Consider the following 26643-nt stretch of genomic DNA (forward strand, 5'->3'; position numbering starts at 1 on the left):
GGCTCGCCTCACTTGGTGAGGATGCCGCCCACCAGCCCGTCCAGCGCGTCGTTGGCCAGCAGGACGACCAGCACACTGATCGCCACCAGCAGACCGAGCGAGACGGTCAGCACGATCAGGACCTTGGCGGTGCTGGATCGGGGCGTCGGCGTGTCGGCCCAGCCCTGGGCGAGGATGTGCCCGGTCAGCGAGCCCGACTGGTCCAGCGGGTCACCGGCCGGGAGGGAGATCGTCGAGAAGCCCGGCCCCTCCGTCCCGCCGTACCCGACGGTCGCCAGGTCGGGGCCGCCGTGGTACGTGGTGCCACCGCTTCCCGCACCGTACGTGGTGCTCGCGCGTCCGGTCCGGTACGCGGTGCCCGAGCCACCGTTGGCGGTCGCCCCGCCGGCCGCGCCGCCGGTGCCCGGCGTACCCGGCCTTCCGGTGGTGCCCGGCCTTCCGGTGGGTGGGTCGCCGTCGGGCGTGCTCCGGGTGGGAAAGGCCGGGGTGACGATGCGGCCGGTGAACTCCGACGGCGGCCAGTCGGGCAGCGCGGGCGCGGGCACCACCGGCGGCTTGGCGGCAGCCGGGCCCGGTGGCGCGGAGACCGGCCGCGCCGTGGCCGCCGACATGGCGGGCGGCGGCGGGAACGGCGGCGCCGGCATCGGACCGGGCATCGGCGGTACGGCCGGCCCGGGCGGTGGCACCGGCGGGCCCGGCACCGGCGGAATCGGACCGGGCGGTGCGGGACGGGGCCCCGGCTGGGGCTCCGGCAACGGCGGTACCGGCGCGGGGAACGGCGCCGGCGCCGGGGGCTCCGGCGCGGGCGCCGGGTGCGGGACGGGCTCCGGCTCGGGCATCGGCGGGGTCGGCGGAACCGGCTCCGGCGGCGGGCCGGGCTCGGACGGCGGGCCGGGCTCGGACGGCCGGGCAGGCTCCGGGTCGACCGGCGCGGACCGGTAGACCGTGGCGGTGGCCGCGCCGGTCCGGCCGATCGTCCCGGCGGCGGCGCCGTCCGCCTCCGGCGCGGAGATCCGGCTGAGGCCCGGCACCGACGCGCTGGCCCGGGCGACTCCGGAGGCCGGGCCGGTCCGCTGCCCGGGAATCACCGGCACGCCGACGCCCGCCGGGCGGGGCCCGTCCGGCTCGGCCTCGACCGGACGCTCCTCGGCCTCGGCCGGGTGTTCGTCGGCGTCGGTGGGGCGCTGCCCGGGCGCGGGCTGGCCGTCGAGGGAGCCGGCCGGTGCCGCGTCGAGGGAGGTCTCCGGCTGTTCGGCCGGAGCACCGTCGTGGCCGCCCCGGGCCGGCGCGGGCAGGGCCGGCTCCGGCTCGGAGTCAGCCCCGGCCGGCTCAGCTTCCGCGGGCGCCCGATCGGCGGCGCCTCCGGCCAGGTCGGCGGCCGGCGTCTCGGGGGCAGCCGCGGCCGGGTCGGCGTCGGCCGGCGCGGTGGCCGGCGGCGGGTCGGCGGGAGTGCCCTCGGTCGGGCTGGCGTCGGCCGGCTTGGGCGCGGTTCCGGCCGATTCCGCGCCAGCCGTCGGCTCGGTGCCGGTCGGGGCAGCGGCGTCGCCGGCCGGCGTGCCCGACCGGTAGGTGGTGCCGGTGGCCGGGGTGGCGGGCAGGTCCCGGTCCTGCGGCGGCGCGGTGACCGTGGCGACGCTGGCCGTGGCCCGGGCGACCGCCGGCGCGGACGGCGTACCGGCCGCGGGGCGGTCGTCCACGGCGGACGCTGTGGCGGCGCCGGTGGCCGGGCCGGCGGGCTCGGGCCCGGCGTCGCGGCCGACGGTCTCCGTCGGAACCTGGTGTTCGCCCATGCTCGCCCTCCGCGCCACGCTCGCACCTGCACCCGGAACGCCGGGTCGGGTGTGCCTGCCTGTCACGGTGCCACATTCCGCCGCGCCGGCACAGTCGGAGGGACCTACCCGGTGGTCGGTCCCTCCGTTCAGCTCCCGGAACTCGCCGGCGCCGAGGACGACGCCGAGGTGGAAGCCGAGCCGGTGCTCTGCGCGGTGGTGGGCGCGGCGGAGGACGACTCCGCGGTGCCCGTCGGCGCGGTGGTGGTGCTCGGCGCCGACGGCGTGCTGGGCTCCGCCGGGGTGCTGGGCGGGGCCGACGGCGTGGAGGTGCTCGGGGCCGGCTTGCTGGGCGTCGGCCGCGGAATCGGCGCGGACGTGCCGCCCGGCCGTGGCGTGGGCGTGCCGGGGGTCGGCGTGCCGGGGGTCGGCGTGCCGGGGGTCGGCTTCGGCGTGCCCGGGGTGGGCGGGCCGGGCTTGGGGGTGCCCGGGGTGGGCGTGCCCGGCTTCGGCGTGCTGCCCGGGGTGGGCGTGCCGGGCTTCGACGGCTTCGGGTCGGCCCCGGTGCCCGACGGGATCGCCGGCAGCGCGTTGGCCGGGCCGGTGACCGCGCCGACGACGCGGGTGGCGGCGTACAGGCCGGACCAGCGGACGGTGGAGATCTTGACCACGTCGCCGGTGCTGGGGGCCTGCACCATCTTGCCGCCGCCGATGTACATGCCGACGTGGTGGACGGTCGTCCAGCTGCTGCCGGAGGCGAAGAAGAGCAGGTCGCCGGGGAGCAGGGCGCCGCGGTCGACCGTCCGGGAGCGGGTGGCGTAGTACTGGTCGCGGGCGACCCGGGGCAGCTCGAAGTAGCCGGCGGACCGGTACGCCGCCCACATCAGCCCGGAGCAGTCGAAGCGGTCCGGCCCCTCGGCGGACCAGAGGTACGGGTCGCCGAGCTGGGCCAGCGCGTAGCGGACCGCGGCCAGCGCCTGCGGGCTGGCGACCTGCCCGGTGGCGGCCTGACCCTCGACGTACGCCACGCCGAGCTTCTGCTCCGCGGCCTCCTGCTGGCGCTCGACCTGGATCAGCTGGGTCTGGTTGTCGGTGCGCAGCTTGACCAGCGCGGCGTCGCTGTCCCGCAGCTTGGTCTGGGCGCCGGTGAGCTCGCCGTCGGTGCGGCGGACCCGGTCCTGCGCCGCGGTCAGCGCCTGGCTGGCCAGCTGCTCGGCGGCCCGGGCCCGGGTCAGCTCGCCGGTGGCGGCGGTGGTGGCGCCGTCGACCTGCTCGCCCCGGGAGAGCTGGCGCAGCACGCTCAGCCCGTGCAGGTCCCGGGAGAACTGGCCGGGCGGCAGCGCGGCGGCGGCCTTGAACGCGTCGGTGGCCACCTCGTCCGCGCGCTGCTCGGCCTTGACCAGGGCCTCCTGGGCGGCCGTCAGGTCCCGCTGGGCGGTGGCCAGCTGGCCGCGGGCGTCGTCGCGCTGCTGGCGCAGCTCAAGCATGTCGTCGCCGAGCCGCCGGTTCTCCTCCTGCAGCGAGTTGATCCGGGCCAGCAGCGGGTTGGTCGGCACCCCGGGCAGGGTCACGGTGGGGACGCCCGTGGCCACCGGCAGGGTGGCGGCGCCGGGCACCGCCGGGGCGGGGGAGCCGGCGCTGGTGCCGGGGAGTCGCAGGTCACCGGCGGCGACCGGGCGGGAGCCGGTGTCCGGTACGGCGGAGGGCAGGGCCGGCTCGGCGAACGCGGGGGTGGCCATCGCGGCGGCGGCGACGGCGCCCAGCAGGGCCGCCCAGAGCGTCGGCCGCAGCACCGGCGAGATCACCGGGCTGGTCCGTCGTCGCTGTCCCGGCGTGTGCCCGCTGTCGACCATTCCGCTCCCTGCGTCGGCGTGCCGCGCCGCGCGGGGTGTGCACGGCGATCCGGGACGCTGCCAAGTGTGTGTCGCGCCCCACCTTGTCTACCGCACGAGCGCAGGCTTGTCGATGCGACCTCGGGTTACATGATCCTGAGAGTTGGGTGAAGTGCGTCGCTGCCGGCGCCCGTCCGCCGGGAGTGTCGCCGGGTCGACGTAGGCTCGACGGGACCGCAGGTGGAAGGGACGTGGCTGGAGATGGACGCCGGACTCAAGCGCGAGCTCGAAGCGAAGGTGTACGCCGGAGAGCGGCTGACCCGCTCCGACGGCATCGCGCTGTACGACAGCGACGACCTGGCCTGGCTGGGCCGGCTGGCGCACCACCGGCGCACCGAGCTCAACAGCGACCGGGTGATGTTCAACGTCAACCGGCACCTCAACCTGACCAACGTCTGCAGCGCGAGCTGCGCGTACTGCTCCTTCCAGCGCAAGCCGGGCGAGAAGGACGCGTACACGATGCGCATCGACGAGGCGGTCCGCAAGGCCAAGGAGATGGAGGACGAGCAGCTCACCGAGCTGCACATCGTCAACGGCCTGCACCCGACGCTGCCCTGGCGGTACTACCCCAAGGTGCTGCGCGAGCTGAAGGCGGCGCTGCCGAACGTCAAGCTCAAGTGCTTCACCGCGACCGAGGTGCAGTGGTTCGAGAAGATCAGCGGGCTGACCGCCGACGCGATCCTCGACGAGCTGATGGACGCCGGGCTGGAGTCGCTGACCGGCGGCGGGGCCGAGATCTTCGACTGGGAGGTCCGCCAGCACATCGTCGACCACGAGTGCCACTGGGAGGACTGGTCGCGGATCCACGCGCTGGCCCACTCGAAGGGCATGAAGACCCCGGCGACGATGCTCTACGGCCACATCGAGGAGCCCCGGCACCGGGTCGACCACGTGCTGCGGCTGCGCGAGCTGCAGGACGAGACCGGGGGCTTCGCGGTCTTCATCCCGCTGCGCTACCAGCACGACTTCGTCGACTCGGCGGACGGCAAGATCCGTAACCGGATCCAGGCCCGCACCACGATGGCCTCGCCGGCCGAGTCGCTGAAGACGTTCGCGGTCTCCCGGCTGCTGTTCGACAACATCCCGCACGTGAAGAACTTCTGGGTGATGCACGGCCTCTCGGTGGCCCAGCTGTCGCTGAACTTCGGCGTCGACGACCTGGACGGCTCGGTCGTGGAATACAAGATCACCCACGACGCCGACTCGTACGGCACGCCGAACACCATGCACCGGGACGACTTGCTGCACCTGATCTGGGACGCCGGCTTCCAGCCGGTCGAGCGGGACACCCGCTACAACGTGGTCCGCGAGTACCCGAAGGCACCGTCGCTGGCCGAGCGCCGCGCCGAGCCGCAGCAGGTCTGGGCCTGACCCGACCCCGAGGGGCCTGACCAGCCCGTACGCCTTCCCGAAGGGCCGTGACGCCGACGCGTCACGGCCCTTCGGCCGTATCCGTCCCGCCGTACTGGCCGGTAACGACCGTCGTTCGGTGGATGTCTTCTTACGCGTTGTTCACCTCATGCATGTCCGGCGTGCGCGCGTGCATGCGAGTGCGGTCACCGCTGCTCCGGAATCTGATCCCGCTGGTCCTGGGGGATGGCGGTTCCGCATGAGGAAGGGGTCGTCGGTGCAACTCGCGCGCTTCGTGTTCCTGGCCATGCTGCCGTCCACCGGCTCCGCCGGCGTCTCGGACGCCGGCGTGGTCTGGATGCTGGTCTCACCGAACAACCGGGCGCTCGGCCGGGGGTACGGAATGCACGACAGCTATGCCGCCTGCCGCAACGCCGTGCTCGCGCTGCGGGAGGACCACCTGCGCTGCCACCCGCTGGTGAGCAACGTGGACCGGACCGGTCAGTGGAGCTGGCGGGTCGACCTGGACGACCGGCCGGTCGCGGTCTCCAGCCGCTCGTACCTGCGGACCCGGGAGTGCAGCTACAACCTGGAGCGTTTCCTGGAGGCGCTGCCCGCCGCGGAGGTCGTGGCGGGCGCGCGGACGGTGCGCCGGGGCCGCTGGCACGGTGGCGCCCCCGAGGGCGACCCCCCGAAGGCGCAGCTGCCGCCGGTGTCGCGGGCCCCCGCCCGGGACCTGGGCGGCCCGGCCGACGTGCGGCGGAACGCGCTGCGATGACCGTGGTGACGAGTCCGGCCGGGGCGGTGCCCGCGGCCGGTGTCGAGGCCGACCGGCCCCGCCCGGTACGGCAGCGTCGCTCCCCGGCCGACCTTGCCTTCCGGGGCGGGGTGCGGCTGGCCGGGGTGCTGGTGCTGCTGCTCATGACGATGGTCGGGCTGTTCCTCGGCTTCCGGGCGGTACTCGCGCTGCGGGTCGCCGGGTGGGACTTCCTGACCACCGAGACCTGGGAGCCGGACTCCGGCACCTTCGGCATCGCCGCGGTGCTCACCGGCACCCTGCTGATCGCCTCGGTGGCGATCGTCTTCGCCGTCCCGCTGGCCACCGGCACGGCGCTGTACATCTCGGAGTTCGCGCCGCGGGGGTTGCGGCGGACGCTGGTCAGCCTGGTCGACCTGATGGCCGCGGTGCCCAGCGTGGTGTACGGCCTGTGGGGCGCGTTCCTGTTGCAGGGCAAGGTGATCGGCCTGTCCCGCTGGCTGTCGACGTACCTCGGTTGGCTGCCGCCGTTCGCGGTGCCGGGCGCCGACCCGGACGATCCGCTCTCGCCGGCCGCCGCGTACACCTCGTCGACGTTCATCGCCGGGCTGGTGGTGGCGCTGATGATCACGCCGATCATCTGCTCGGTGATGCGCGAGGTGTTCTCCCAGGCGCCGGTCGGCGAGCGGGAGGGCGCGTACGCCCTCGGCGCGACCCGGTGGGGCATGATCCGCTCGGTCGTCCTGCCGTTCGGCAAGGGCGGCATGATCGGTGGCTCGATGCTCGGCCTCGGTCGGGCGCTCGGCGAGACCATCGCGGTCTACATGATCATCTCGCCGGTCTTCGCGATCCAGCCGCACCTGCTGGCCAACGGCAGCAACAGCGTCTCGGCGCTGATCGCGCTGCGCTACGGCGACGCCTCGGCGCGCGGCATCTCCGCGCTGATGGCGGCCGGCCTGACCTTGTTCCTGATGACCCTGCTGGTCAACTTCGTCGCCTCGTCGATCATCGCCCGCAGCCGGTCCGGGGCGTCCAGCGATGCCTGAGGAGACCCGATGACCCCGAAGCACGCCCTGCTCGACGACGACTCCACCGAGACGGCGTCGCTGCCCGCGGTCCCCGCCGCGCCGGAGCCGAGCGGGCCGTCCGCGCTGGCCGACGTCGGGTCGGCCGGCGACGCGGCCCGCAACGGCGGGACCGTCGTGCCGGGCCGCCGCGCCGAGCCGGCCAGCTTCGAGCCGCGCCGGCGCACCGTCGGGGTACGCCACACCGACGTCTTCGCCCTGGTCGGCGCCGCCGCGGCGGCCGTCGCGCTCACCGTGTTCGTCTACACCCGGCTGGCGCCCTTCGACGGCCTGCTCGGCTTCGTGGTGCTCGGCTGGCTGACCTTCCTCGGTTGCTACGCGCTGCTGGTCGGCATCGACGAGGACGGCCCGGCGGTCCGCGACCGGCTGATCGCCGCGGTGGTGCACAGCATCGCCGCGCTGCTGCTGCTGGCCCTGGTGGTGGTCGTCGCGTACCCGCTGACCCGGGGGGCGAAGGCGATCTTCTGGCACGGCAACTTCTTCACCCAGGACCTCGCCTCGGCGGGCCCGCAGACCGCGCTGGACACCGGCGGCATCGTGCACGGCATCGTCGGCACGCTGGAGCAGATCAGCATCGCCCTGTCGATCACCGTTCCGCTGGGGCTGGCCTGCGCGGTCTTCCTCAACGAGGTGCCCGGCCGGTTCGCCCGGGTGGTCCGGACGGTCTCCGAGGCGATGACCGCGCTGCCGTCCATCGTGGCCGGCCTGTTCATCTACGCCACGGTGATCCTGGCGCTCGGCTTCGACCGGTCCGGCTTCGCCGCCGCGCTGGCGATCACCGTGATGATGCTGCCGATCGTGATCCGGGCCGCCGACGTGGTGCTGCGGCTGGTGCCCGGCACGCTCCGGGAGGCGTCGCTGGCCCTCGGCGCGCCGCAGTGGCGGACCACCCTGCACGTGCTGCTGCCCACCGCCCGTTCCGGCCTGGCCACCTCGGTGATCCTCGGCACCGCCCGGGGCATCGGCGAGACCTCGCCGGTGCTGCTGACCGCGGGCTTCGCCGACAGCCTGAACACCGACCCGCTCAACGGCCCACAGGTGTCCCTACCGCTGATGACCTTCAAGCTGGTCGGCTCCGCGTCCGAGTACGACGTGGCGCGCGGCTTCGGCTCGGCCACCACCCTGCTCGCCCTGGTGCTGCTGCTGTTCATCCTGGCCCGGCTGGTCGGTGGGCGCGGCCCGGGGCAGCTCAGCCGGGGCCAGCAGGCCCGCCGGGTGCGGGCGTCCCGCCGGGACGTCCAGCGCTACGCCCGCCGCGCCCCGGCCACCCCCGACCCCGTCCCCGCAGACCAACCGGCCCCCGCACAGTGAGGACCACCATGGCGCGACGCGAGACCCGCCGCCCGCCGATCACCCGTATCCGCCGCCTGTGCGCGGCGACGCTGACCGCCGTGCTGACGGCGGCCGTCGCCCTGCTCGGGGCGCCCGCCGCGCACGCGTCGTACGTGAAGATCGTCGGGGTCGGCTCGACCTGGAGCGAGATCGCGATCCGGGAGTGGAAGTCGAACATCCGCAAGAACGGGATCAGTGTCGAGTACACCGGCACCGGCTCCTCGGACGGTCGTAACCAGTTCCGCAACGGCACCGTCGACTTCGCCGTCTCGGAGATCCCGTACGGCCTGCGGGACGCCGGCAGCGGCACCTCCGACCCGGCGCCGGCCCGCGGCTTCGCGTACATGCCGATCGTGGCCGGCGGCACCGCGTTCATGTACCACATCCGGATCGGCGGCAAGCTGGTCACCAACCTGCGGCTCTCCGGCGACGTGCTGACGAAGATCTTCACCCGGAAGATCACCAAGTGGAACGACCCGGCGATCAAGGCGGACAACCCCGGCCTGACCCTGCCGGCCCGCACCATCGTGCCGGTGGTCCGCTCGGACGGCTCCGGCACCACCGCCCAGTTCACCCTCTGGATGAGCGCGAAGTACCCGGACCTGTGGAACGACTGGTGCCGGCAGAACAAGCGGGCCACCCCGTGCGGGGTGACCTCGTACTACCCGTACCCGACGGACGGCAGCGTGGTCGCCCAGGCCGGCTCGCTCGGCGTCTCCGGCTACGTCGCGCAGTCGCTCGGCGAGGGCGCGATCACCTACGTCGAGTACGCGTACGCCAAGAAGTCCGGCTTTCCGGTGGCGAAGGTGCGCAACCGGAGCAACTACTACGTCGAGCCGACCGCGAACAGCGTGGCGGTGGGGCTGGGCGGGGCGAAGGTGAACCCGACCGACCTCACCCAGGACCTGCGCGGCGTCTACGACAACGGCGACCGGCGGGCGTACCCGCTGTCGTCGTACTCGTACATGATCCTGCCGACCAAGCTGGAGAGCGGCTTCACCACCGACAAGGGCGAGACGCTCGGCCGGTTCGCCTACTACTTCCTCTGCGAGGGTCAGCGCTCGGTCGGCGGGCTCGGCTACTCGCCGCTGCCGCGCAACCTGGTGCAGGAGGGCCTCAAGCAGGTCGCCCGGATCCCGGGCGTCAAGCAGGAGAACATCGTCATCGCCAAGTGCAACAACCCGACGTTCTCCCCGGACGGCAAGAACCTGCTGGCCAAGACCGCGCCGTACCCGCCGGCCTGTGACGCGTACGGCGCCCTCCAGTGCGCCACCGGCACCGCCGGCGCGCCGCAGAACACCCCGACCCGGGGCGGCGGCAACAACGGCGGCGGTAACAACACCGGTGGCGGCACCACCGGCGGCGCCGGCACGGGCGGCACCCGGGGCGGCGCGGCGGGCACCCCGGGCACCCCGGGCCGGCCCGCCGGCACCGCGGGCGCCGGCACAGGCGCCGCCGGCCCGAACGGCGTACCGGCCGGTGGGGCGCCGCCGCAGGTCGACCCGGACACCGGCGAGGTGGTGAACGGGGGTACGTCCGGCGGCACCGCCCAGTACGTCGACGGCGTCCCGGTGGCGCTCGCGGCGGACGGCGGTTGGGGGCTGGACCGTACCCTGATGATCCTCTCCGGGCTGCTGCTGGTCCTGGTGATCATCGCGCCGCCGCTGCTGGCCCGCTCGCTGGGCGGCCGCGACCAGGGCGGGCCGCGATGAGGCCCGGCCGCCGCCTCGCGGTGCTGCTGACCGGCCTGCTGGTCGGGCTGACCGGGCTGGTCACGGTCGGCTCGACGCCGCCGGATGCCACCGCCGCCGCGGTCACCGCCGACGACCCGGTCACCTCCTCGGCCGTGACGGTCAAGGGCCGGCCGGGCGTGTTCGGCGACGACTTCTCCGACCTGGAGATCACTGTCGCGCAGACCGCCAACCTGACCAGCCAGGGCGTGGTGGTGACCTGGAAGGGCGGCAAGCCCACCAAGGGGCGCGGCGACGACCCGGCGGCCACCGACTACCTGCAGTTCATGCAGTGCTGGGGGGCCGACCCGAAGGCCAAGGACTTCCGGGAGACCTGCCAGGTGGGCGGCTCCCCGGTGCCGGCCCGGGCCCCGTCCGGAGTGGACCAGCGCTGCCCCGAGAAGGGGCCGCCGCCCAACGGCAAGCCCTGCGAGTCGCTGCCGCCGGACGCCCAGATGGTGCCGTTCCGCACGGCCGACGGCAAGACCACCCCGCACGGCGGGAAGGCCCAGCCCTGGCCGCAGAAGCCGTGCGGGCCGCCGGAGAAGAAGCTGACCTGCCCGTCCACCGAAGCGGACATCCTGGCCGACTACTTCAGCGTCTACACCACCAACGAGATCCCCAAGGCGGTCACCGCGGCGGACGGCACCGGGCGGGCGGTGTTCGAGGTGCAGACCGCCACCGAGGCCGCGCACCTGGGCTGCGGCGCCCCCGGGCACCTGCGGTGCTGGCTGCTCATCGTGCCGCGCGGCGACCGGGACCGGGCCGGCAACCCGACCGAGCAGGTGGAGGGCAGCCCGCTGGGCGCGTCGGTGTTCAGCGACGCGATTCCGGTGGCGCTGGACTTCCAGCCCGTCGGCGCCTTCTGCCCACTGGACCGGGCCGAGCGCCGGACCGTCGGCTCCGAGCTGGTCGCGAACGCCGTGTACTCCTGGCAGCCGGCGCTCTGCGCCGGGAACGGCCCGGTCTTCGGCTACTCGACCACCTCCGACGACGACGCCGCCCGACAACTGCTCGACCCCACCGACGGCGCTCCCGGACTGGTCTTCACCAGCTATCCGGTGCAGTCGCCACCGGGCGGACCGAAGATCGTGCACGCCCCGGTCGCGCTCTCCGCCGTGGTGATCGCGTTCAACATCGACTTCCGGGTGGACCCGGGCGCCACGGACGGCCGCGCCGGCACCGTGGTGCGCGACCTGAACCTGACCCCCCGACTGGTGGCGAAGCTGCTCACCCAGTCCTACAAGCGGGACATCCCGGGCAGCAACGAGCCGGCGTACGACTATCTGAAGGACAACCCGCGCACCATCCGCACCGACAAGGAGTTCCTGGACGCCAACCCGGCGTTCGCCGACTACGCGAGCAACCCCAACCTCGACGGCCTGATGGTGTCGATCGGCAACTCCTCCGCCGCCCAGGAGATCTGGCGGTGGATCCTGGCCGACCCGGCCGCCCGCGACTGGCTGACCGGCAAGCCGGACGAGAACGGCATGGTGGTGAACAAGGAGTACCCGCAGCTGTTCACCGGCGGCCCGGCGCCGACCAGCTTCCCGCGCCAGGACCTGGGCTGCTTCACCCCGCCCGACCAGGACAAGTACTGCGCGCTGGACCTGCGCCCGTACCAGGGCTCGCTGGGCGAGGCCGGCTACCAGACCCTGCGCGCGGACGCCAAGAACCGCACCTCGTGGGACCCGACCGTGTACCCGAAGGGGGCGTACAAGGCCTTCCCGCCCCAGCAGGTGACCCAGCGGTTCGCCGCGTCGGTCACCGACGCCGCGACCGCGGCCCGGTACGGCCTGTTCACCGCGAAGCTGCGCAACCGGGCCGGCGAGTTCGTCGCCCCGACCGCGGACGCGCTGCTGAAGGCGGCCGACGCGATGGTCCCGAGCGGGACCGACGGGGTACGGGTGATCGACCCGACGGCGAGCGTGCCGGGCGCGTACCCGCTCGGCCTGTTGACCTACGCGGCCGCCGACACCTCGGAGCCGGCGGCCGACCGCCGGGACTACGCCACCCTGATCCGGTACGCGGCCGACAAGGGCCAGGTCTCCGGGGTGGAGCGTGGTCAGCTCCCGCTCGGGTACGTGCCGCTGCCGAGGGACCTGCGCGCCCAGGCGGAGACCGCGGCCACCGCCCTGCAGAACGCGAAGTCCCCGACCACCGCCCCACCGGCCCCGCCGCCGGCCGGCCCGGCTGCCGGTGCCCCGTCCGCCACGACCAGCGCGACGGCGAACCAGGGCGCGGCACCGGGCGGTCCCGCCGCCCCTCCCGCTCCCGCCGCCCCGCCGGTGCCTGCGGTGTCGGTGCCGCCCCCCCGGGCGGCACCACCGTCGCCGTCGGGCAAGCCGGTCGCCCAGCTCACCCAGGGCCAACCGATCGGCAACATCCGGTACGTGCTGCTCGCCGTCCTGGGCCTCGGCGCGGCCGCCGCGCTCACCGGTCCGCTGCTGCGGGCGGCCGGCCGGCGTCGTCCGCCCGGCGCGCCGCGATGACCGCCGGGGGGCGGGCGACGCCCTGGCCAGCGCGTTCATTCGGCCTACATGTTGGCGAGGCACTGCGGAGGAAACGTTCTCCGGGCTGCGGTATCGACCGCCCGACCGCCCTGGCGAGCATGAGTCCTGCCCATGTCCGACCGGTACTGGGCCCATCTCCTGTCTCTCTCGGAAAGGGAGAAACCATGCAGGTGAAAATGATCGGCCGGGTGGTGGCGGCGTCGCTCGGCGCCCTCGTCGTCGCCCTGGCCGCGGGCACGCCCGCGCTCGCGGACCCGAGCCCGGTTACCGACTACCGGACCCTGGCCGGCGTCGGTTCCGACACCACCCAGGACGTGATGAACGGCCTGGCCAACTCGATCACCGGAACCGGCGGGGCGAAGGTCATCGCCTCCTGGGACGCCCGCGGCACCACCACGGTCAAGACCAAGGCGACCGGCTGCACCTTCAACCGCCCCGACGGCTCCGGCGCGGGCCGCACCGCGCTGCGCGCCTCCGAGGGTGAGGCCGGCGGCGTCTACCAGAACAGCAACGTGCTGGGCTGCATCGACTTCGCCCGCTCATCCAGCGCCCCCTCGGGCACCCCCGGCACCACCGGCCTCTACACCTACGTCGCGTTCGGCGTGGACGGGGTCAGCTACGCGGTCAACGCCAACAGCGACCTGCCGAGCAACCTGACCCTGGTGCAGCTGCAGCGCATCTACCGGTGCCTCACCACCAAGATCAACGGGGTCACCGTGACCCCACTGCTGATCCAGTCCGGCTCGGGCACCCGGTCGTTCTGGAACAGCAAGATGGGCATCAGCGAGTCGGAGATCAGCGCCGGCGACTACCCGTGCCTGCAGAGCCTGAACAACAACGTGCAGGAGCACGACGGCCGGGTGCTCAACGGCCAGCCGAACTACCTGGTGCCGTTCTCCATCGCCCAGTACATCGCCCAGGAGAACGCCGGCAAGACCATCGGCGGGGTCCAGGTCAACATCACCGACCGGCGCGGTGAGGCCGTGCTCGGCAAGATCGGTGGCGTCAGCCCGCGCAACGGCACCGGTGGCTTCACCGGCAACCTGAACACCAACTTCCCGCTGGTCCGGGACGTCTACAACGTCGTGCCGACCGCCGACCTGAGCAACGCCACCGTGGCCAAGACCTTCGTCGGCGCCGGCTCGGACGTCTGCACCCGGGACGAGGTCATCAACGCCTTCGGCTTCGGCTTCCGCGCCTCGACCGGCAGCCAGCCGGCCGACCTGCTCAAGCAGGGCTGCGGCGACACCTACCTGAAGGCCAACGGCTGACCCGAGCCGCCCGCGGGTGGCCGGAGGTCCGTCCTGGACCTTCGGCCACCATCGCGTCCCCGGCCGGACCGTGACGACGAGAGGTACTCCTGTGCGCCTGCCCCGAACCCCGACCGCCGCCCTGCTCGGGCTGGTGGCGTCGGCCGCTCTGGTGCTCGCCGGGCCGGCCGCGCCCGCGTCGGCCGCGGACCTCGGCACCCTGACGGTCACCCCGACGACCGGCCCGGTCGGCTCCGGGGTCGCCGACGCCACGCCGATGCTCACCGCGGTGACCACCTCGGCGGCGTGCCCCACCGGGTACGGCACCAACGCGGTCGCGAAGGTCGGCCCGGTCGGCGGCCCGTACAGCAACCTCGACCGGATCGGCAGCGACAACAACTACGACGCCGGCCCGTTCACCCTGGGTAGCAACCGGTCGATGGCCAAGGCGCTCGGCGCGGTGCCGCGCAACGGCGACTACGAGGTCGTCGTCCAGTGCTCCGGCGAGATCCTCGGTGACAACCCCGGTTACTTCCGGGTCGGGATCACCGTCGCCGCCGGCACCTGGACGGTACGCGCCGGCGGCCCCGCGCCCGGCCCGTCCGGCTCCGCACCGGCCGGCACCCGGGGCTCGATGACCCTGAACGCCTCCGTGGCCCCGTCCCCGGGGGCCGCCGGCCCGTCTGCCTCCCCGCCGGGCGCTTCCGCCGCCCCGTCCCCGGGCCCGGGCGGTTCCGGCTCCGGCGGCGGCTCGCTGCCGCGTACCGGGGTGGCGATCGTGGCGATCGTCGCCCTCGGCGCCCTGCTCACCGCCGGTGGCGTGCTGCTGCGCCGGATGGGCCGGCGACACGCCGCCTTCGTCGGCGACGACCTCGCCGGCTGACCCCGCGGCATCCTGAGGAGAAGAAGATGACGGCCACTGCGGAACGGACGCCGGCCCCGGTCGCGCGTCCGGTCGTCGCCGAGTCCGCCCCGCGCGTCACCGCGCAGGTGGTCGGCACCTCGCTGACCCTGCTCGCCGTGCTGCTGCTGGGCTTCGTGGCACACCTGACCCTGGTCTCCCGGCTGCAGTACCAGCGCGACCAGCAGGTGGCGTACGCCGACCTGCGCGGCGAGCTGGCCAACGCGACCGCCCCCACCGGGCAGGTGGACCCGCAGGGCCGCCTCCTGGCGCCCGGCACGCCGGTGGCGGTGCTGCGGATCGACAAGATCGGGCTGCGCCAGGTGGTGCTGGAGGGCACCTCCGCCGGGGTGCTCACCGGCGGGCCGGGGCACCGGCGCGACAGCGTGCTGCCCGGCCAGCCCGGCACCAGCGTGCTGCTCGGCCGGCGGGCCGCGTACGGCGGGCCGTTCGGCCGGATCGACCTGCTCAGCACCGGCGACACCATCAACGTGGCCACCGGCCAGGGCGAGCACGAGTACCGCGTGCAGGCGGTACGGCACACCGGTGACGTGGTCCCGCCGCCGCTCGCCCCGGGCGCCGGCCGGCTCACCCTGATCAGCGCGGACGGCCAGCCGTTCCTGCCGCAGGACGTGCTCCGGGTCGACGCCGACCTGGTCTCCCCCGCCCAGGAGGTCGGCCCCCGGCCGATCACCGCGGCCAACCTGCCCCGCACCGAACTGCCGATGGCCACCGACCCGTCGGCCTGGACGCCGCTGCTGCTCTGGTCGCAGGCGCTCTTCGCGGCGGTGCTGGCCTTCTCCTGGCTGCGCGCCCGCTGGGGTCGCTGGCAGGCCTGGGTCACCGGCGTACCCGTCCTGGCCGCGCTGGGCGCGGCCGTCGCCGACCAGGTCAGCCAGCTGTTGCCGAACCTGCTGTAGAGAAAGGCTCCGAGATGACCACCTCTGTTGACCTGACCATGGTGGACGGTGTGGCCACCGCCCTGGCCACCGCCCCGTCGGGCACTCTGGACGCCCGGGACGTGTCGGCCTGGTTCGGCGGCCACAAGGTGCTCGACCGGGTCTCGCTGACCATGCCGGCCGGCATGGTCACCGCGCTGATCGGCCCGTCCGGCTGCGGCAAGTCGACCTTCCTGCGGATCCTCAACCGGATGCACGAGCTGGTGCCGGGCGCGGCGCTGGCCGGCGAGGTGAGACTCGACGGGGACGACATCTACGCCCCGGCCCGCCGGCTGACCGAGGCCCGCCGGCAGATCGGCATGGTGTTCCAGAAGCCCAACCCGTTCCCGGCGATGTCCATCTACGACAACGTGCTGGCCGGGTTGAAGCTCACCGGGGTGCGGGCCGGCCGGCAGACCCGGGACGACCTGGTGCAGGAGTGCCTGATCAAGGCCGGCCTGTGGAAGGAGGTCAGCGCCCGGCTGCGGCAGCCCGGCGGGGCGCTCTCCGGCGGTCAGCAGCAGCGGCTGTGCATCGCCCGCTCGCTCGCCGTACGCCCCCGGGTGCTGCTGATGGACGAGCCGTGCTCGGCGCTGGACCCGACCTCCACCCGGCGGATCGAGGAGACCATCGCCGAGCTGACCAGCGAGGTGACCATCGTCATCGTCACGCACAACATGCAGCAGGCCGCCCGGGTCTCCCAGCAGTGCGCGTTCTTCCTGGCCGAGCAGGGCACCCCCGGCGTGATCGTCGAGCACGGCCCGACCGAGGCGATGTTCGGCCGGCCGCAGGACGAGCGCACCGCCGACTACGTCAACGGCCGGTTCGGCTGAACACCGGTCCCGCGCGGCGCGGACCCGGTGGTCAGGTCACCGCGAATTCGCCTCGCGCATGTCCGGCGTAAGAGTGGGCCTGATCGCCGGGTCACGGCCCACGCAGAACCTGACTCCGGTGCCCGCCGGGCACCGACGTTCACTTCAAGAAGAGGAAGTGATTATGAAGGCTCCGTCCTCCCGCGTCGCCCGCGTGGCGGCGCTCCTGGGAGCGGCCGTCGTGTCGTCGGTGGCGCTGGTCGGGGTGTCCAGCCCCGCTTTCGCCGCCGACCTCGGCACCCTGACCATCACGCCGACCACCGGCTCGGTGGGCGCCAGCGCCGACGACGCCACCCCGATGTTCACCTCCGCCACCACCTCGGCCGCCTGCCCCACCGGGTACGGCACCAACGCGGTGGCGAAGGTCGGCCCGGTCGGCGGCCCGTACAACAACCTCAACCGGATCGGCAGCGACAACAACTACGATGCCGGCCCGTTCACCCTGGGCACCAACCGGTCGATGGCCAAGGCGCTGCTCGGGGTGCCCGCCAACGGCAACTACGAGATCGTGATCCAGTGCTCGGGCGAGATCCTCGGTGACAACGCCGACTACTTCCGCGCGCCGATCACCGTCAACAACGGCACTTGGACGGTGAAGGGCGCGGTCGTCGCCACGCCGACCACCACCGGGCTCGCCGCCTCCCCGGCCGGCAGCGCCGCGTACGGCGCCACCGTCACGCTGACCGCCACCGTCAGCCCGTCGGCCGCCACCGGCACCGTCGCCTTCAAGCGCGGCGCCACCACCATCGGCACCGCCGGAGTCTCCGGCGGCGTGGCCAGCCTCCCGGTGAGCAACCTGCCGGTCGGCACCCTGTCGCTGACCGCGGTCTACACCCCGGCCAACGGCGACTACACCGCGTCGACCTCCAGCGCGGTGTCGTACACCATCAGCGCGCCGACCAACGGCGCCACCGGCAACCAGACCATCCTGGCCGACGTGGCGCCGGGCGCCTTCTCGCTCGGGCTGGCCGGGGACACCGTCAACCTGACCGGCGGTGTGGTCGGCGGCTCGGCTACCGGTGCGCTGAACAAGGCCACCGTGACCGACCTGCGCGGCAGCAACGCCGGCTGGAACCTGGTCGGCCAGGTCGGCGACTTCGCCAACGGCGCCAGCCAGATCCCGGGCGACAACCTGGGCTGGACCCCGAACGCCGCCAAGGTCGACGCCTCCGGCTCGGTGGCCGCGGGTGCGGCCGTCGCTCCCGGTGCCGGCCTCGGCTCCGCCCGCACCCTCTGCAAGGCGGAGGCGGGCAGCAGCGCGGGCGTGTTCGAGTGCGGCGCCGGCCTGACCCTCGACATCCCGGACTCGGTCGCGCCGGGCAGCTACGCCGCGACCCTGACCCTGACCCTGGCCTGATCCCCGGTCCGGCCAGCTGACCAGCTGGTACGGGCACGACGCGGAGGTGCCGCCCGCTCCCGGCCACGCCGGGCTCCCCGCCGGCGGCACCTCCGCACCCGTACGACGAAGGAGTTCCCGGATGGACCCGCGCCGCCCCCTCTCCGCCGCCGCGAGCCTGCTCGCGCTCCTCGCCACGCTGGTCGCCGTGCCCGCCCCGGCCTCGGCGACCCCGGCCCACCGGGCCACCGCGCCGCTGCCGGTCTCCGCGCCTCGGGCGGTCTCCGCGCCGATCGCCGCGCCTCGGGCGGTCTCCGCGCCGATCGCCGGGCCTCGGGCGGTCTCCGCGCCGATCGCCGCGCCGCGACCGGGCGGGGCGAACCCTGAGTTGCGCTGGGCGGTCCAGCCGGCGGGCGCGACCGGTACGCCGGGACGCAACCAGTTCGAGTACCAGAGCGGGGCCGGCACGAAGATCAACGATCGGGTGGCGATCAGCAACCTGAGCCGGGGCCCGCTCACCTTCACCGTCTACGCCACCGACGCCTACAGCGCCGCGGACGGGGCGTTCGCCCTGCTGCCGGGGGCGGAGAAGCCCACCGGCCTGGGCTCGTGGATCAGCCTGCCGCGCCGGTCGTACACGGTGCCGGCCGGCAAGCGGCTGGAGATCCCGTTCCGGGTCACCGTGCCGAGCAAGGCCACTCCGGGCGACCACGCGGGCGGCATCATCGCCTCGATGGTCGAGCGGCAGACCAACCCGAGCGGCCAGCAGGTGGATGTGGACCGGCGGGTCGCCGCCCGGGTCTACCTGCGGGTGGAGGGGGAGCTCGCGCCGGAGGTGCGGATCGAGCAGCTGAGCACCGACTACCGCACGCCGGCGATGCCGCTGGGCAGCGGCGACCTCGGGGTGCACTACCGGGTCCGCAACAGCGGGAACGTGCGCACCGTCGGCGGCGAGGCCACCCTGCGCATCCGCGGCCCGCTCGGCACCACCCTGGCCGACGCCGGCCGGGTCGAGCTGCCCGAGCTGCTGCCCGGCGGCGAGGTGGTGCTGGACCGCGACCTGCGGGTCTTTCCCGCCGGCTCGCTGGACGCGATCGTCACGGTCAACCCGGTCAGCGCCGAGGGGCGGCTGCCCGCGGTCAGCCGGTCGGTCGGGCGCTGGGCCCCGCCCTGGTCGGTGCTCGGCCTGCTGCTGATCGTGGTGGCGGTCGTCGCGCTGGTCGTGGTCGCCCGGCGGCGCCGCCGGATCCTCGACGAGGAGCCGCTGAGCGCGCCGGAGCCCGTCCCGGCCCGCTGAGACCTGGGCCGCCCGTGCTCACGTACCCTCGTACCGTCATGAGTGAGCAAGGGTTTCCCCGCCGGGACGCCGAGGGGCGCGTGCTGACCCTGGGCGACCTGCTCGGCGTCGCGCTGGCCGGCTGGGTGATCGGCGTGCTGGCTCTGGTGCTGTTCGACTGGGCTTTCGCGTCGGTCGGCGCCGGGCACTTCGGGCGGACCAACGGCTGGCTCGCGGTGATCCTGCCGGTCTGGCTGTTCTGGGACGATTTCCGCGCCTGGGACTTCGGCGCCGCCCGGGTGGTCGCGGCGCTGGTCGCCGCGGTGCTCGCGGTGGTCGTCGGGCTGCTGGTCGCCGGCCTGGTAAGCGGGCTCGCGCCGCTGCTCACCGGCGGCCTGGCCGCGCTCGCCTTCACCGTGGTCTTCGCGGTGGCCTGGTTCCAGGGCGTGCGCTGGCTGGCCCGCCGGACCGGCTGATGGCTGGCCCGCCGGACCGGCTGAACCACCCGCCCGGGGTCACCGGGCGCGGAGAACGGAGTGGGAACGTGAGCGCGGCGGTCAAGTACACGCTGGCCCGGATCGGACTGTTCGCCGTGGTGGTCGCGGCGCTCTGGCCGGTCGACATGAACATCTTCCTCAAGCTGATGCTGGCGCTGGCGTTCTCCGCGGCGGCGTCGTTCTTCCTGCTGCGCGGCTGGCGCGACGAGATGGCCGAGGAGATGGCCGCGGCCGCCGAGCGCCGCCGCGCCGAGAAGGAGCAGCTCCGCTCCGCCCTGGCCGGCGACGACCAGCCCACCGGCACCGAGCCCACCGACGATCAGCCCGGCGACCGGCGGAGCTGAACCCTCTCCGCCTGCAGCCGGCCAGAGAACCTGGAACCGTCCGGCGTCGTCGGTCCTACCGTGGCAGCTGCCCGGCATGCCTGGCGGCTGGGCAGAGCGTCGCGGTCACTCAGCGCTCCATCGCTTCCGCCGGCTGGCCGCCCCCTGGGCACTCCGCAGGTGGGGCGTGGGCACGAATGGTGCCGTTGTGCCGCGGAACTCCTCCGTCGGCGGTCATTGCCACGACGCGCTTACAGACGGGGCACCGACCCCGCTGCTCCCGCGAGTGCTGAGTCACCCTGCCTCCCCGATAAAGTTGACCAAGGAGTTTGCGTCGAGATCAGGCTCCAGTGTGACGCGAACTCCTTGATCAACCTCGTTGTTGACTAGCCGGGGCCGGGGTCACCAGTTGGTGGAGCCGGGGACGGCCGGCCAGGGCTTGTGCACCGGCTTGATCAGGTACGCGACGCCGCCGGAACCGCCGGACACCCCGCCGCTGGCGTTGATCCGCTTGGTACGCAGCCAGACCTGCTCGAACTGGTCCCGCCGGTAGACGTTGCGCACCGCGTCGTCGCTCGACGACGCCGGGTCGTTCACGATCACGTCCCCCTCGGCGGTGAAGCCGACCACCACGAAGAGGTGCCCGGAGGTGCCGTAGTTCGCCCCGTCGAGCTCGCTGGCGAGGAAGGACTGGCTGGTCACCACGGGGATGCCGGCGGCGATGAAGCGCTCCAGCTCGTCCAGTGAGTGCAGCCGGGTCACCCGCCCCTCCAGGCCGGGGAAGCTGGCCGCGTACGCGGTGTTGAACGGCCAGTTGCCGGCTCCGTCGTACGCGTAGTCGTAGGTCATCCGGGCCGCGTGGTTGACCGTCGGGTCGGGGTAGCTCGGGTCCACCCAGGCGGTGTCGGCAGGTGACGGGCCGCGTCGCCAGTACTCCACCACCATCTCGGTGGAGGTGGGCGAGCACCAGGCCTCGCCGCCGCCGTCGTACTCGGGGTAGTGCCCGGCGTGCACGTTCTGCGAGTAGCGCGGCACCGGCAGCTCCACCCCCCAGGCGAGGTGCCCGGCGCTGGGCGGGACGGTGAACCGGTCCGGCACGTTCGAGCTCATCGCGCCGAGCATGTGCACCACCGGCGCGGCGGCCTGCCCGGGCGCCCGGTAGAGGGTCAGCCGCAGCTGGTACGCCCGCAGCAGCACCCCGGCGTCCGCGTCGTCGATGGCCAGGGTGTCCGTCCAGACCGTCGACCACGGGTCGCCCTGCCGGTCGACCGAGGTGCGCCTGATGTCCGCGTCGCCGGAGGCCCAGCGTCCCAGCACGTACCACGGGGTGGTGGCCCCGCTGGTGTAACCGCCCTGCACCTCGACCTGGATCCAGGTACCGGCCGGGGTGGTGGCGTTCCACGAGGCGACCAGCTCGGTGGCGGGGAAGCCGATCCGGGCGACCGGCGACGTCCAGGTGGCGTACTCCCAGCGGCGGGTGACCCCGGTGTGCGGGTCGGTGTAGCCGGTGGTGCCGACCGGCCGGGCCAGGGTGACGCCGGGTCGGGTGCCCGCCACCGCGCGGGTGCCGGCGTGTTCGCCCCGCCGCCAGTCGGAGTGGCCGGACCACTCCTGGAAGGTGATCTGCTCGTCGTGGCCGGTCGGCCGGTGGTCGGCGTCCGGCGCGGCGCCGGCGGGTACGGCGGTGCCCAGCAGTGCGATCGCGGTGAGCCCGGCGAGGGCGATCGTGATCCGGCGTGAACTGGCCATGACTGCTCCCCGGGTCGGATGAGACATCGTCGTCGATCAGTCTGCGGGCTGGCAGGAAGCTTCGCCAGGGGGGAGTGAATGGGAGTTTGTTGCCGAGACCGCCGTCACCACGCGTCGGCCGGGAGCGCAGCGGGACGGGGTGGCCCGGCCGGTGCGCTACGGTGGCACCGATCGGACCGCAGCGAAGCCGGTGGGAAACCGGCGCTGTCCCGCAACTGTGATGCCCCGCACGACGCCGGCCCAGGCCGGTGCCGACGTGTGCGGGGACGAGCCAGGTCGCCTGCGGCTGATCGCGACACGCGCTCTCGAGGAAGGGCGCCTCGCGGACGGGTACGCCCAGGCGTCCCCTGTCGGCGAAGCACCACGCTCCTCGACCGACAGGAGGATCACTTGTCCAGACGTACCCCCCGGCTCTTCGCGGCGACCCTCGCGGTCGCCGCGCTCGCGCTCGGCGCCTGCGCCGAGAAGGCCGACGACACCCCCGCCGCCGGCGGCTCCCCGTCCGCGGCCGCCTCGTTCCCCGTCACGGTCGGCGGGCTGACCCTGCAGCAGCGTCCGGAGAAGATCGTCTCGCTGTCGCCGACGGCGACCGAGATGCTCTTCGCCATCGGGGCCGGTAAGCAGGTCGCCGCGGTCGACGACCAGTCGAACTACCCGGCCGAAGCCCCGAAGTCTGAGCTGTCGGCCTTCCAGCCCAACGCCGAGGCGATCGCCGGCAAGGCGCCGGACCTGGTGGTGCTCTCCGACGACCAGAACAAGATCGTCGACCAGCTCACCAAGCTGAAGATCCCGGTGCTGCGGACCCCGGCGGCCAAGACGCTCGACGACACCTACCGCCAGATCACCGACCTGGGTACGGCCACCGGTCACCCGGCCGAGGCCGCCGACGTGACCACCCGGATGAAGGACGACATCGCGAAGCTGGTCAAGGACCTGCCGCAGCGGTCGAAGAAGCTGACCTACTTCCACGAGCTGGGCCCGGAGCTGTACACCGCGACCAGCAAGACCTTCATCGGCTCGCTCTACGCCCTGGCCGGGCTGGAGAACGTCGCCGACGCGTCGGACGCTGACGGCAAGGCCGCCGGTTACCCGCAGCTGAGCCAGGAAGTGATCGTCAAGGCGAACCCCGACTTCATCTTCCTGTCCGACACCAAGTGCTGCCAGCAGTCCCCGGAGAAGGTGAAGGCGCGTAGCGGCTGGGCCGGGCTCACCGCCGTGCAGAACAACCAGGTCGTCCCCCTCGACGACGACGTCGCCTCGCGCTGGGGACCGCGCGTCGTCGACCAGGTCCGGGCGATCGTCGACGCGGTCGCCAAGGTGCCCGCGTGACGGTCCACCACCGGTGACCGTGCGACCCGCGGAATCCCCCCGACCGGCCGGGACGTCCCGCACGTCCCGGCCGGCCGGCACGCCCGCCCCCGGTCCGGCGGGTGCCCCCGACCCCGCTCGTGCCGCCGGACCGACCGACCCCGCCGGTGCCGCCGGCCCAGCGCGCCCCGCCGGCTCGGACGGTGCCGCCGGGCGGTCGGCGGCCGCGCCCCGGCCGACCGTGCGCCCGGCCGGGCTGCGCAAGCGCTGGCTGGCCGCCGGGATCGGCGCGGTGCTGGTCGCGTTGGTCGCCGGGGTGTCGCTCGGGCCGGTCAGCCTGCCGCCCGGCAGCGTCGCCGCCGAACTGCTCAACCTGCTGCCCGGGGTGCACCTGGACAGCGGCCTGAGCGCGAGCGAGATCGCCATCGTCACCGAGCTGCGGCTGCCCCGGGCGGTGCTCGGGCTGCTGGTCGGCGCGCTGCTCGCGCTCGCCGGTGGGGCGTACCAGGGGGTGTTCCGCAACCCGCTGGCCGACCCGTACCTGCTGGGGGTGGCGGCCGGCGCGGGGCTGGCGGTCACCGCGGCGATCGTGCTGGGCGCGAACGCCGAGGTCTTCACCGGGATGTCGCTGACCGTGCCGCTGGCCGCGTTCGCCGGCTCGCTCGGCGCGGTCGCGCTGACCTACCTGCTCGGCGCGGCCGGTGGTCGGGACCGCTCACCGGCGACGCTGATCCTGGCCGGGGTGGCGGTCTCCGCGTTCCTCGCCGCCGGCCAGACCTGGCTGTTGCAGCGGCACGCCGACAGCATCCAGCCGGTCTACTCCTGGCTGCTCGGCCGGCTGGCCACCGCCGGCTGGTCCGACGTCCGGCTGGTCCTGCCGTACTTCGCGGTGACCGCCGTGGTGGTGCTGCTGCACCGGCGCGAGCTGGACGTGCTCTCGCTCGGCGACGACGAGGCCAGCAGCCTCGGGCTGCACCCGCAGCGCTCCCGCTACCTGCTGATCGCCGCCGCCTCGCTGGGCACCGCCGCGGCGGTCTCCGCCTCCGGGCTGATCGGCTTCGTCGGCATCATCGTGCCGCACACCGTACGGCTGCTGGCCGGCTCCAGCTACCGGGCGGTGCTGCCGTTGTCCATGCTCTTCGGCGGGGCGTTCCTGGCGCTGACCGACGTGGTGGCCCGGACGGCCGCCGCGCCGCAGGAGATCCCGATCGGCGTGGTCACCGCCCTGCTCGGCGGCCCGTTCTTCGTGCTGGTGCTGCGCACCACCCGGCGGGTGTTCACGTGAGCGCCGCCGTCGAGGTGCGGGACCTGCGGGTCACCCTGGACCGGGTGCCGATCCTGACCGGGATCGACCTGACCGTCGCGGCCGGCGAGTGGGTCACCGTGATCGGCCCGAACGGCGCCGGCAAGTCGACCCTGTTGCGCGCCGTCGGCGGCCTGCTGCCCGCCGGATCCGCGATCTCCCTCTTCGGTACGCCGCTGCGCGCCCTCAAGCCCCGCGAACGGGCCCGGGTGGTGGCCACCGTCGCGCAGTCCCCGGCGGTGCCGGCCGGCATGTCGGTGCTCGACTACGTGCTGCTGGGCCGCACCCCGTACATCCCGCCGCTGGGCCGGGAGTCGGCCGCCGACATGGTCGCCGTGCACGACGTGCTCGACCGGCTGGACCTGGGCGCCTTCCACGGCCGGGAGCTGGCCACCCTCTCCGGCGGCGAGCGGCAGCGGGTCTTCCTGGCCCGGGCGCTCGCCCAGGGCGCCACCCTGTTGCTGCTGGACGAGCCGACCAGCGCGCTGGACATCGGTCACCAGCAGGAGGTGCTGGAGCTGGTCGACCAGCTGCGCCGCGAGCACGGCCTGACCGTGCTGGCCACCATGCACGACCTCTCCATCGCCGGCGGCTACGCGGATCGCCTGGTCCTGCTCGCCGACGGCCGGATCGCCGCCGCCGGCCCCCCCGCCGAGGTCCTGACGGAACACCTCCTGGCCACCCACTACCACGCCAAGGTCCAGGTGATCCCCACCGACCACGGCCCCCTGATCGTCCCCCTCCGCCCCACCCCACCCTCCTCGTCCATCTCCTCGTCGATCTAGGGCGAAGTGCTGTGGTGGGAGATCCACCAACAGCAACTACCCCTAGATCGGCGAGCCGGTGGCGGGGGTGGCGGGGGCGGGGGTGAGGATGGTGAAGAGGGCGCCGGCGGGGTCGCGGAGGGCGGACTGGCGGCCGAGCGGAGTGTCCCGGGGCGGGACGAGGATGGTGCCGCCGAGCGTGGTGGCGCGGGCCGCCGTGGCGTCGGTGTCGTCCACCGCGAAGAACACCGACCAGTACGCGGGCAGGTCGTCCGGAAAGCCGTCGCCGAGCGGGGTGGTCATCCCGGCGACTATCCGCGTCCCGCACCGCCATCCGGTGTAACCCGTCCCGCCCGTCGGCTGCTCCTCGGGGTGCCAGCCGAAGACCAGCTCGTAGAACTCCACCGCGCCGACCGGGTCGGGGCTGACCAGCTCGTTCCAGCACATCGACCCCGGCTCGTTGAACAGCTCGGCGCCGACCGTCCGCATGGGCTGCCAGACGCTGAAAACCGCGCCGGCCGGGTCGGCGAACACGCCCATCCGGCCGTCGTCGGCGACGTCGAACGGGGCGACCAGCACCTGCCCGCCGGCCGCCTCGACCCGGGTGGCGGCCAGGTCGACGTCGTCCACCGCCACGTACGTCGACCAGATCGGCACCTGGTCGGCGACCGCGGGCGGCCCGGCGCCGGCCACCGCGCGGCCGTCCTTGCGGAAGGTGGTGTAGCCGGTCGCCTCGGCCTGCGGCGCCACCGCACCGGTCCAGCCGAACAGCTCCGGATAGAACCGCTTGGCGCCCTCCAGGTCCGGAGTGGCCAGGTCGGTCCAGCACGGCGTGCCCGGCGGGACGGTGTTCACGCTGACCCCTCTCGGCGGGGGCGCGCTCGGCGTCACGCCCATGCCGGCATCCTGGCACCGCCCGGGGGCCGACCGGGCCGGAACCGGACAGAACGTCAGCGGAACCGGCGACCCTCGTCCCGCCGGTACGCCCAGGCGGCGACCCCGCCCAGCACCACCACCCACACCCCGAGCATCACCAGCGAGAGCGGCTTGGGCTGCCAGTCGGTGACCGCCGCCCACATCAGCTCCACCGCGCCCCGGGTGGGCAGGAAGGGCCCGATCGCCTTGATGAAGCCGGGCGCGTCGTCCGGGCCGGAGAGCAGGCCGCCACCGAAGGCGAGCGGGAAGAAGACGACCTGGGCGACCACGATCGCCGCCTTGCTCGGCAGCGCGTAACCGATGGCGAGGCCGAGCAGCGTGAACGGCACCGACACCACGGCCACGGCGAGCGCGCCGAGCAGGAACTGCACCGGGCTGACGTGCGCCTCGGTGCCCAGCGCCGCGATCACCACCACCGGCACCATCGACAGGTACGTCAGCACCAGCCCGGCCAGGATCCGCCCGGCGAAGCGCGGCGCGCTGCCGGCCGGCAGCGTCCGGGTGTACGGGTTCCACGGCTGCTGGCGGTCCTCCGAGACGCCGACGCCATACTGGAAGATGTTGGCGCTGAGCACCGCGAAGGTGATCATCGCGGCGGTGGCGTAGGTGGCGCCGACCCGGTCGTCGCCGGCGAACGGCACCACGAAGAAGATCATCGAGGCGGCCGGGAAGAACGCGCTGCCGACCACCGCGATCGGGATCCGGATGGTCTCCAGCAGCTGGTAGCGCGCGTGGACCAGGGCGAGCGGCACGGACGGCTCC

The 26643-nt window shown here is 74.0% G+C and carries 22 protein-coding genes and 1 riboswitch; of the genes, 17 read left to right on the top strand and 5 right to left on the bottom strand.

Annotated features, from left to right (window positions below; translation table 11 throughout):
* Window positions 1-8: 8 nt before the first annotated feature.
* On the bottom strand, window positions 9-1790 hold the full coding sequence (locus ACFY3U_RS08600) for a hypothetical protein (protein ID WP_387197107.1): 1782 nt from the start codon (window positions 1788-1790) through the stop codon (window positions 9-11).
* Window positions 1791-1918: 128 nt separating this feature from the next.
* Window positions 1919-3622, bottom strand: coding sequence for an NlpC/P60 family protein (locus ACFY3U_RS08605; RefSeq protein ID WP_387197110.1), 1704 nt, complete (start codon window positions 3620-3622; stop codon window positions 1919-1921).
* Window positions 3623-3862: 240 nt separating this feature from the next.
* On the opposite strand from ACFY3U_RS08605, the gene mqnE reads away from it, so the two are divergent.
* The 14 genes from mqnE (at window position 3863) to ACFY3U_RS08675 (ending at window position 19842) form a co-directional block, all read left to right on the top strand.
* Window positions 3863-5032, top strand: coding sequence for an aminofutalosine synthase MqnE (gene mqnE / locus ACFY3U_RS08610; RefSeq protein ID WP_387197636.1), 1170 nt, complete (start codon window positions 3863-3865; stop codon window positions 5030-5032).
* A 256-nt stretch (window positions 5033-5288) separates the two neighbouring features.
* Window positions 5289-5789, top strand: a complete 501-nt coding sequence (locus ACFY3U_RS08615) for a hypothetical protein (protein WP_387197113.1) — start codon at window positions 5289-5291, stop codon at window positions 5787-5789.
* Window positions 5786-6814, top strand: a complete 1029-nt coding sequence (pstC, locus tag ACFY3U_RS08620) for a phosphate ABC transporter permease subunit PstC (protein WP_387197115.1) — start codon at window positions 5786-5788, stop codon at window positions 6812-6814. Before ACFY3U_RS08615 ends, pstC begins: the two co-directional genes overlap by 4 nt.
* A gap of 9 nt (window positions 6815-6823) precedes the next feature.
* On the top strand, window positions 6824-8164 hold the full coding sequence (pstA, locus tag ACFY3U_RS08625) for a phosphate ABC transporter permease PstA (protein ID WP_387197118.1): 1341 nt from the start codon (window positions 6824-6826) through the stop codon (window positions 8162-8164).
* An 8-nt stretch (window positions 8165-8172) separates the two neighbouring features.
* Window positions 8173-9897: a phosphate ABC transporter substrate-binding protein PstS gene (locus tag ACFY3U_RS08630; RefSeq protein WP_387197121.1), complete on the top strand. Its 1725-nt coding sequence runs from the start codon at window positions 8173-8175 to the stop codon at window positions 9895-9897.
* Window positions 9894-12407 (top strand): hypothetical protein, encoded by a 2514-nt coding sequence (locus tag ACFY3U_RS08635; protein WP_387197124.1) that lies wholly within the window; start codon window positions 9894-9896, stop codon window positions 12405-12407. Before ACFY3U_RS08630 ends, ACFY3U_RS08635 begins: the two co-directional genes overlap by 4 nt.
* Window positions 12408-12592: 185 nt before the next feature.
* The gene (locus tag ACFY3U_RS08640) at window positions 12593-13699 is read left to right on the top strand and encodes a hypothetical protein (RefSeq protein WP_387197127.1); all 1107 of its coding nucleotides are present in this window, start codon (window positions 12593-12595) and stop codon (window positions 13697-13699) included.
* Window positions 13700-13790: 91 nt separating this feature from the next.
* On the top strand, window positions 13791-14561 hold the full coding sequence (locus ACFY3U_RS08645) for a hypothetical protein (protein ID WP_387197130.1): 771 nt from the start codon (window positions 13791-13793) through the stop codon (window positions 14559-14561).
* Window positions 14562-14587: 26 nt separating this feature from the next.
* Window positions 14588-15499 carry a sortase gene (locus ACFY3U_RS08650; RefSeq protein ID WP_387197133.1) on the top strand — a complete coding sequence of 304 codons (912 nt, stop codon included), beginning with the start codon at window positions 14588-14590 and terminating at the stop codon, window positions 15497-15499.
* Window positions 15500-15537: 38 nt separating this feature from the next.
* A complete protein-coding gene (locus tag ACFY3U_RS08655) occupies window positions 15538-16350 on the top strand; it encodes a phosphate ABC transporter ATP-binding protein (protein WP_387197639.1) in 813 nt (270 codons plus the stop codon).
* 193 nt (window positions 16351-16543) lie between these two features.
* Window positions 16544-17746 carry an Ig-like domain repeat protein gene (locus ACFY3U_RS08660; RefSeq protein WP_387197136.1) on the top strand — a complete coding sequence of 401 codons (1203 nt, stop codon included), beginning with the start codon at window positions 16544-16546 and terminating at the stop codon, window positions 17744-17746.
* Between the two features lie 121 nt (window positions 17747-17867).
* A complete protein-coding gene (locus ACFY3U_RS08665) occupies window positions 17868-19022 on the top strand; it encodes a WxL protein peptidoglycan domain-containing protein (RefSeq protein ID WP_387197138.1) in 1155 nt (384 codons plus the stop codon).
* A 38-nt stretch (window positions 19023-19060) separates the two neighbouring features.
* Window positions 19061-19477, top strand: coding sequence for a hypothetical protein (locus ACFY3U_RS08670; RefSeq protein WP_387197141.1), 417 nt, complete (start codon window positions 19061-19063; stop codon window positions 19475-19477).
* A 68-nt stretch (window positions 19478-19545) separates the two neighbouring features.
* Window positions 19546-19842: a DUF4229 domain-containing protein gene (locus tag ACFY3U_RS08675; protein ID WP_387197144.1), complete on the top strand. Its 297-nt coding sequence runs from the start codon at window positions 19546-19548 to the stop codon at window positions 19840-19842.
* Window positions 19843-20223: 381 nt separating this feature from the next.
* Here the strand turns inward: ACFY3U_RS08675 and ACFY3U_RS08680 are convergent, their stop codons facing one another.
* Window positions 20224-21570, bottom strand: a complete 1347-nt coding sequence (locus ACFY3U_RS08680; RefSeq protein ID WP_387197147.1) for a C39 family peptidase — start codon at window positions 21568-21570, stop codon at window positions 20224-20226.
* A 186-nt stretch (window positions 21571-21756) separates the two neighbouring features.
* Window positions 21757-21846, top strand: a riboswitch (cobalamin riboswitch).
* Between the two features lie 114 nt (window positions 21847-21960).
* On the opposite strand from ACFY3U_RS08680, the gene ACFY3U_RS08685 reads away from it, so the two are divergent.
* The 3 genes from ACFY3U_RS08685 (at window position 21961) to ACFY3U_RS08695 (ending at window position 24966) form a co-directional block, all read left to right on the top strand.
* Window positions 21961-22899: an ABC transporter substrate-binding protein gene (locus ACFY3U_RS08685; RefSeq protein ID WP_387197150.1), complete on the top strand. Its 939-nt coding sequence runs from the start codon at window positions 21961-21963 to the stop codon at window positions 22897-22899.
* Between the two features lie 220 nt (window positions 22900-23119).
* Window positions 23120-24163 (top strand): FecCD family ABC transporter permease, encoded by a 1044-nt coding sequence (locus ACFY3U_RS08690; RefSeq protein WP_387197642.1) that lies wholly within the window; start codon window positions 23120-23122, stop codon window positions 24161-24163.
* A complete protein-coding gene (locus ACFY3U_RS08695) occupies window positions 24160-24966 on the top strand; it encodes an ABC transporter ATP-binding protein (protein WP_387197153.1) in 807 nt (268 codons plus the stop codon). Before ACFY3U_RS08690 ends, ACFY3U_RS08695 begins: the two co-directional genes overlap by 4 nt.
* Before the next feature lie 42 nt (window positions 24967-25008).
* On the opposite strand, the gene ACFY3U_RS08700 is transcribed toward ACFY3U_RS08695, so the two are convergent.
* Both ACFY3U_RS08700 and ACFY3U_RS08705 read right to left on the bottom strand, forming a co-directional pair.
* Window positions 25009-25800 carry a VOC family protein gene (locus tag ACFY3U_RS08700; protein ID WP_387197646.1) on the bottom strand — a complete coding sequence of 264 codons (792 nt, stop codon included), beginning with the start codon at window positions 25798-25800 and terminating at the stop codon, window positions 25009-25011.
* Between the two features lie 95 nt (window positions 25801-25895).
* Window positions 25896-26633, bottom strand: a complete 738-nt coding sequence (locus ACFY3U_RS08705; RefSeq protein WP_387197156.1) for an ABC transporter permease — start codon at window positions 26631-26633, stop codon at window positions 25896-25898.
* Between the last annotated feature and the right edge of the window lie 10 nt (window positions 26634-26643).

Source organism: Micromonospora sp. NPDC000089 (genome assembly GCF_042899365.1).
In the GTDB taxonomy this organism is placed as follows: domain Bacteria; phylum Actinomycetota; class Actinomycetes; order Mycobacteriales; family Micromonosporaceae; genus Micromonospora.

What these genes read in the sequence shown, in the direction of transcription:
- ACFY3U_RS08600 (WP_387197107.1), bottom strand. Translation starts at nt 1,790, where the DNA reads ATGGGCGAACACCAGGTTCCGACGGAGACCGTCGGCCGCGACGCCGGG.
- ACFY3U_RS08605 (WP_387197110.1), bottom strand. Translation starts at nt 3,622, where the DNA reads ATGGTCGACAGCGGGCACACGCCGGGACAGCGACGACGGACCAGCCCG.
- mqnE (WP_387197636.1), top strand. Translation starts at nt 3,863, where the DNA reads ATGGACGCCGGACTCAAGCGCGAGCTCGAAGCGAAGGTGTACGCCGGA.
- pstC (WP_387197115.1), top strand. Translation starts at nt 5,786, where the DNA reads ATGACCGTGGTGACGAGTCCGGCCGGGGCGGTGCCCGCGGCCGGTGTC.
- pstA (WP_387197118.1), top strand. Translation starts at nt 6,824, where the DNA reads ATGACCCCGAAGCACGCCCTGCTCGACGACGACTCCACCGAGACGGCG.
- ACFY3U_RS08630 (WP_387197121.1), top strand. Translation starts at nt 8,173, where the DNA reads ATGGCGCGACGCGAGACCCGCCGCCCGCCGATCACCCGTATCCGCCGC.
- ACFY3U_RS08635 (WP_387197124.1), top strand. Translation starts at nt 9,894, where the DNA reads ATGAGGCCCGGCCGCCGCCTCGCGGTGCTGCTGACCGGCCTGCTGGTC.
- ACFY3U_RS08640 (WP_387197127.1), top strand. Translation starts at nt 12,593, where the DNA reads ATGCAGGTGAAAATGATCGGCCGGGTGGTGGCGGCGTCGCTCGGCGCC.
- ACFY3U_RS08650 (WP_387197133.1), top strand. Translation starts at nt 14,588, where the DNA reads ATGACGGCCACTGCGGAACGGACGCCGGCCCCGGTCGCGCGTCCGGTC.
- ACFY3U_RS08655 (WP_387197639.1), top strand. Translation starts at nt 15,538, where the DNA reads ATGGTGGACGGTGTGGCCACCGCCCTGGCCACCGCCCCGTCGGGCACT.
- ACFY3U_RS08665 (WP_387197138.1), top strand. Translation starts at nt 17,868, where the DNA reads ATGGACCCGCGCCGCCCCCTCTCCGCCGCCGCGAGCCTGCTCGCGCTC.
- ACFY3U_RS08670 (WP_387197141.1), top strand. Translation starts at nt 19,061, where the DNA reads ATGAGTGAGCAAGGGTTTCCCCGCCGGGACGCCGAGGGGCGCGTGCTG.
- ACFY3U_RS08680 (WP_387197147.1), bottom strand. Translation starts at nt 21,570, where the DNA reads ATGGCCAGTTCACGCCGGATCACGATCGCCCTCGCCGGGCTCACCGCG.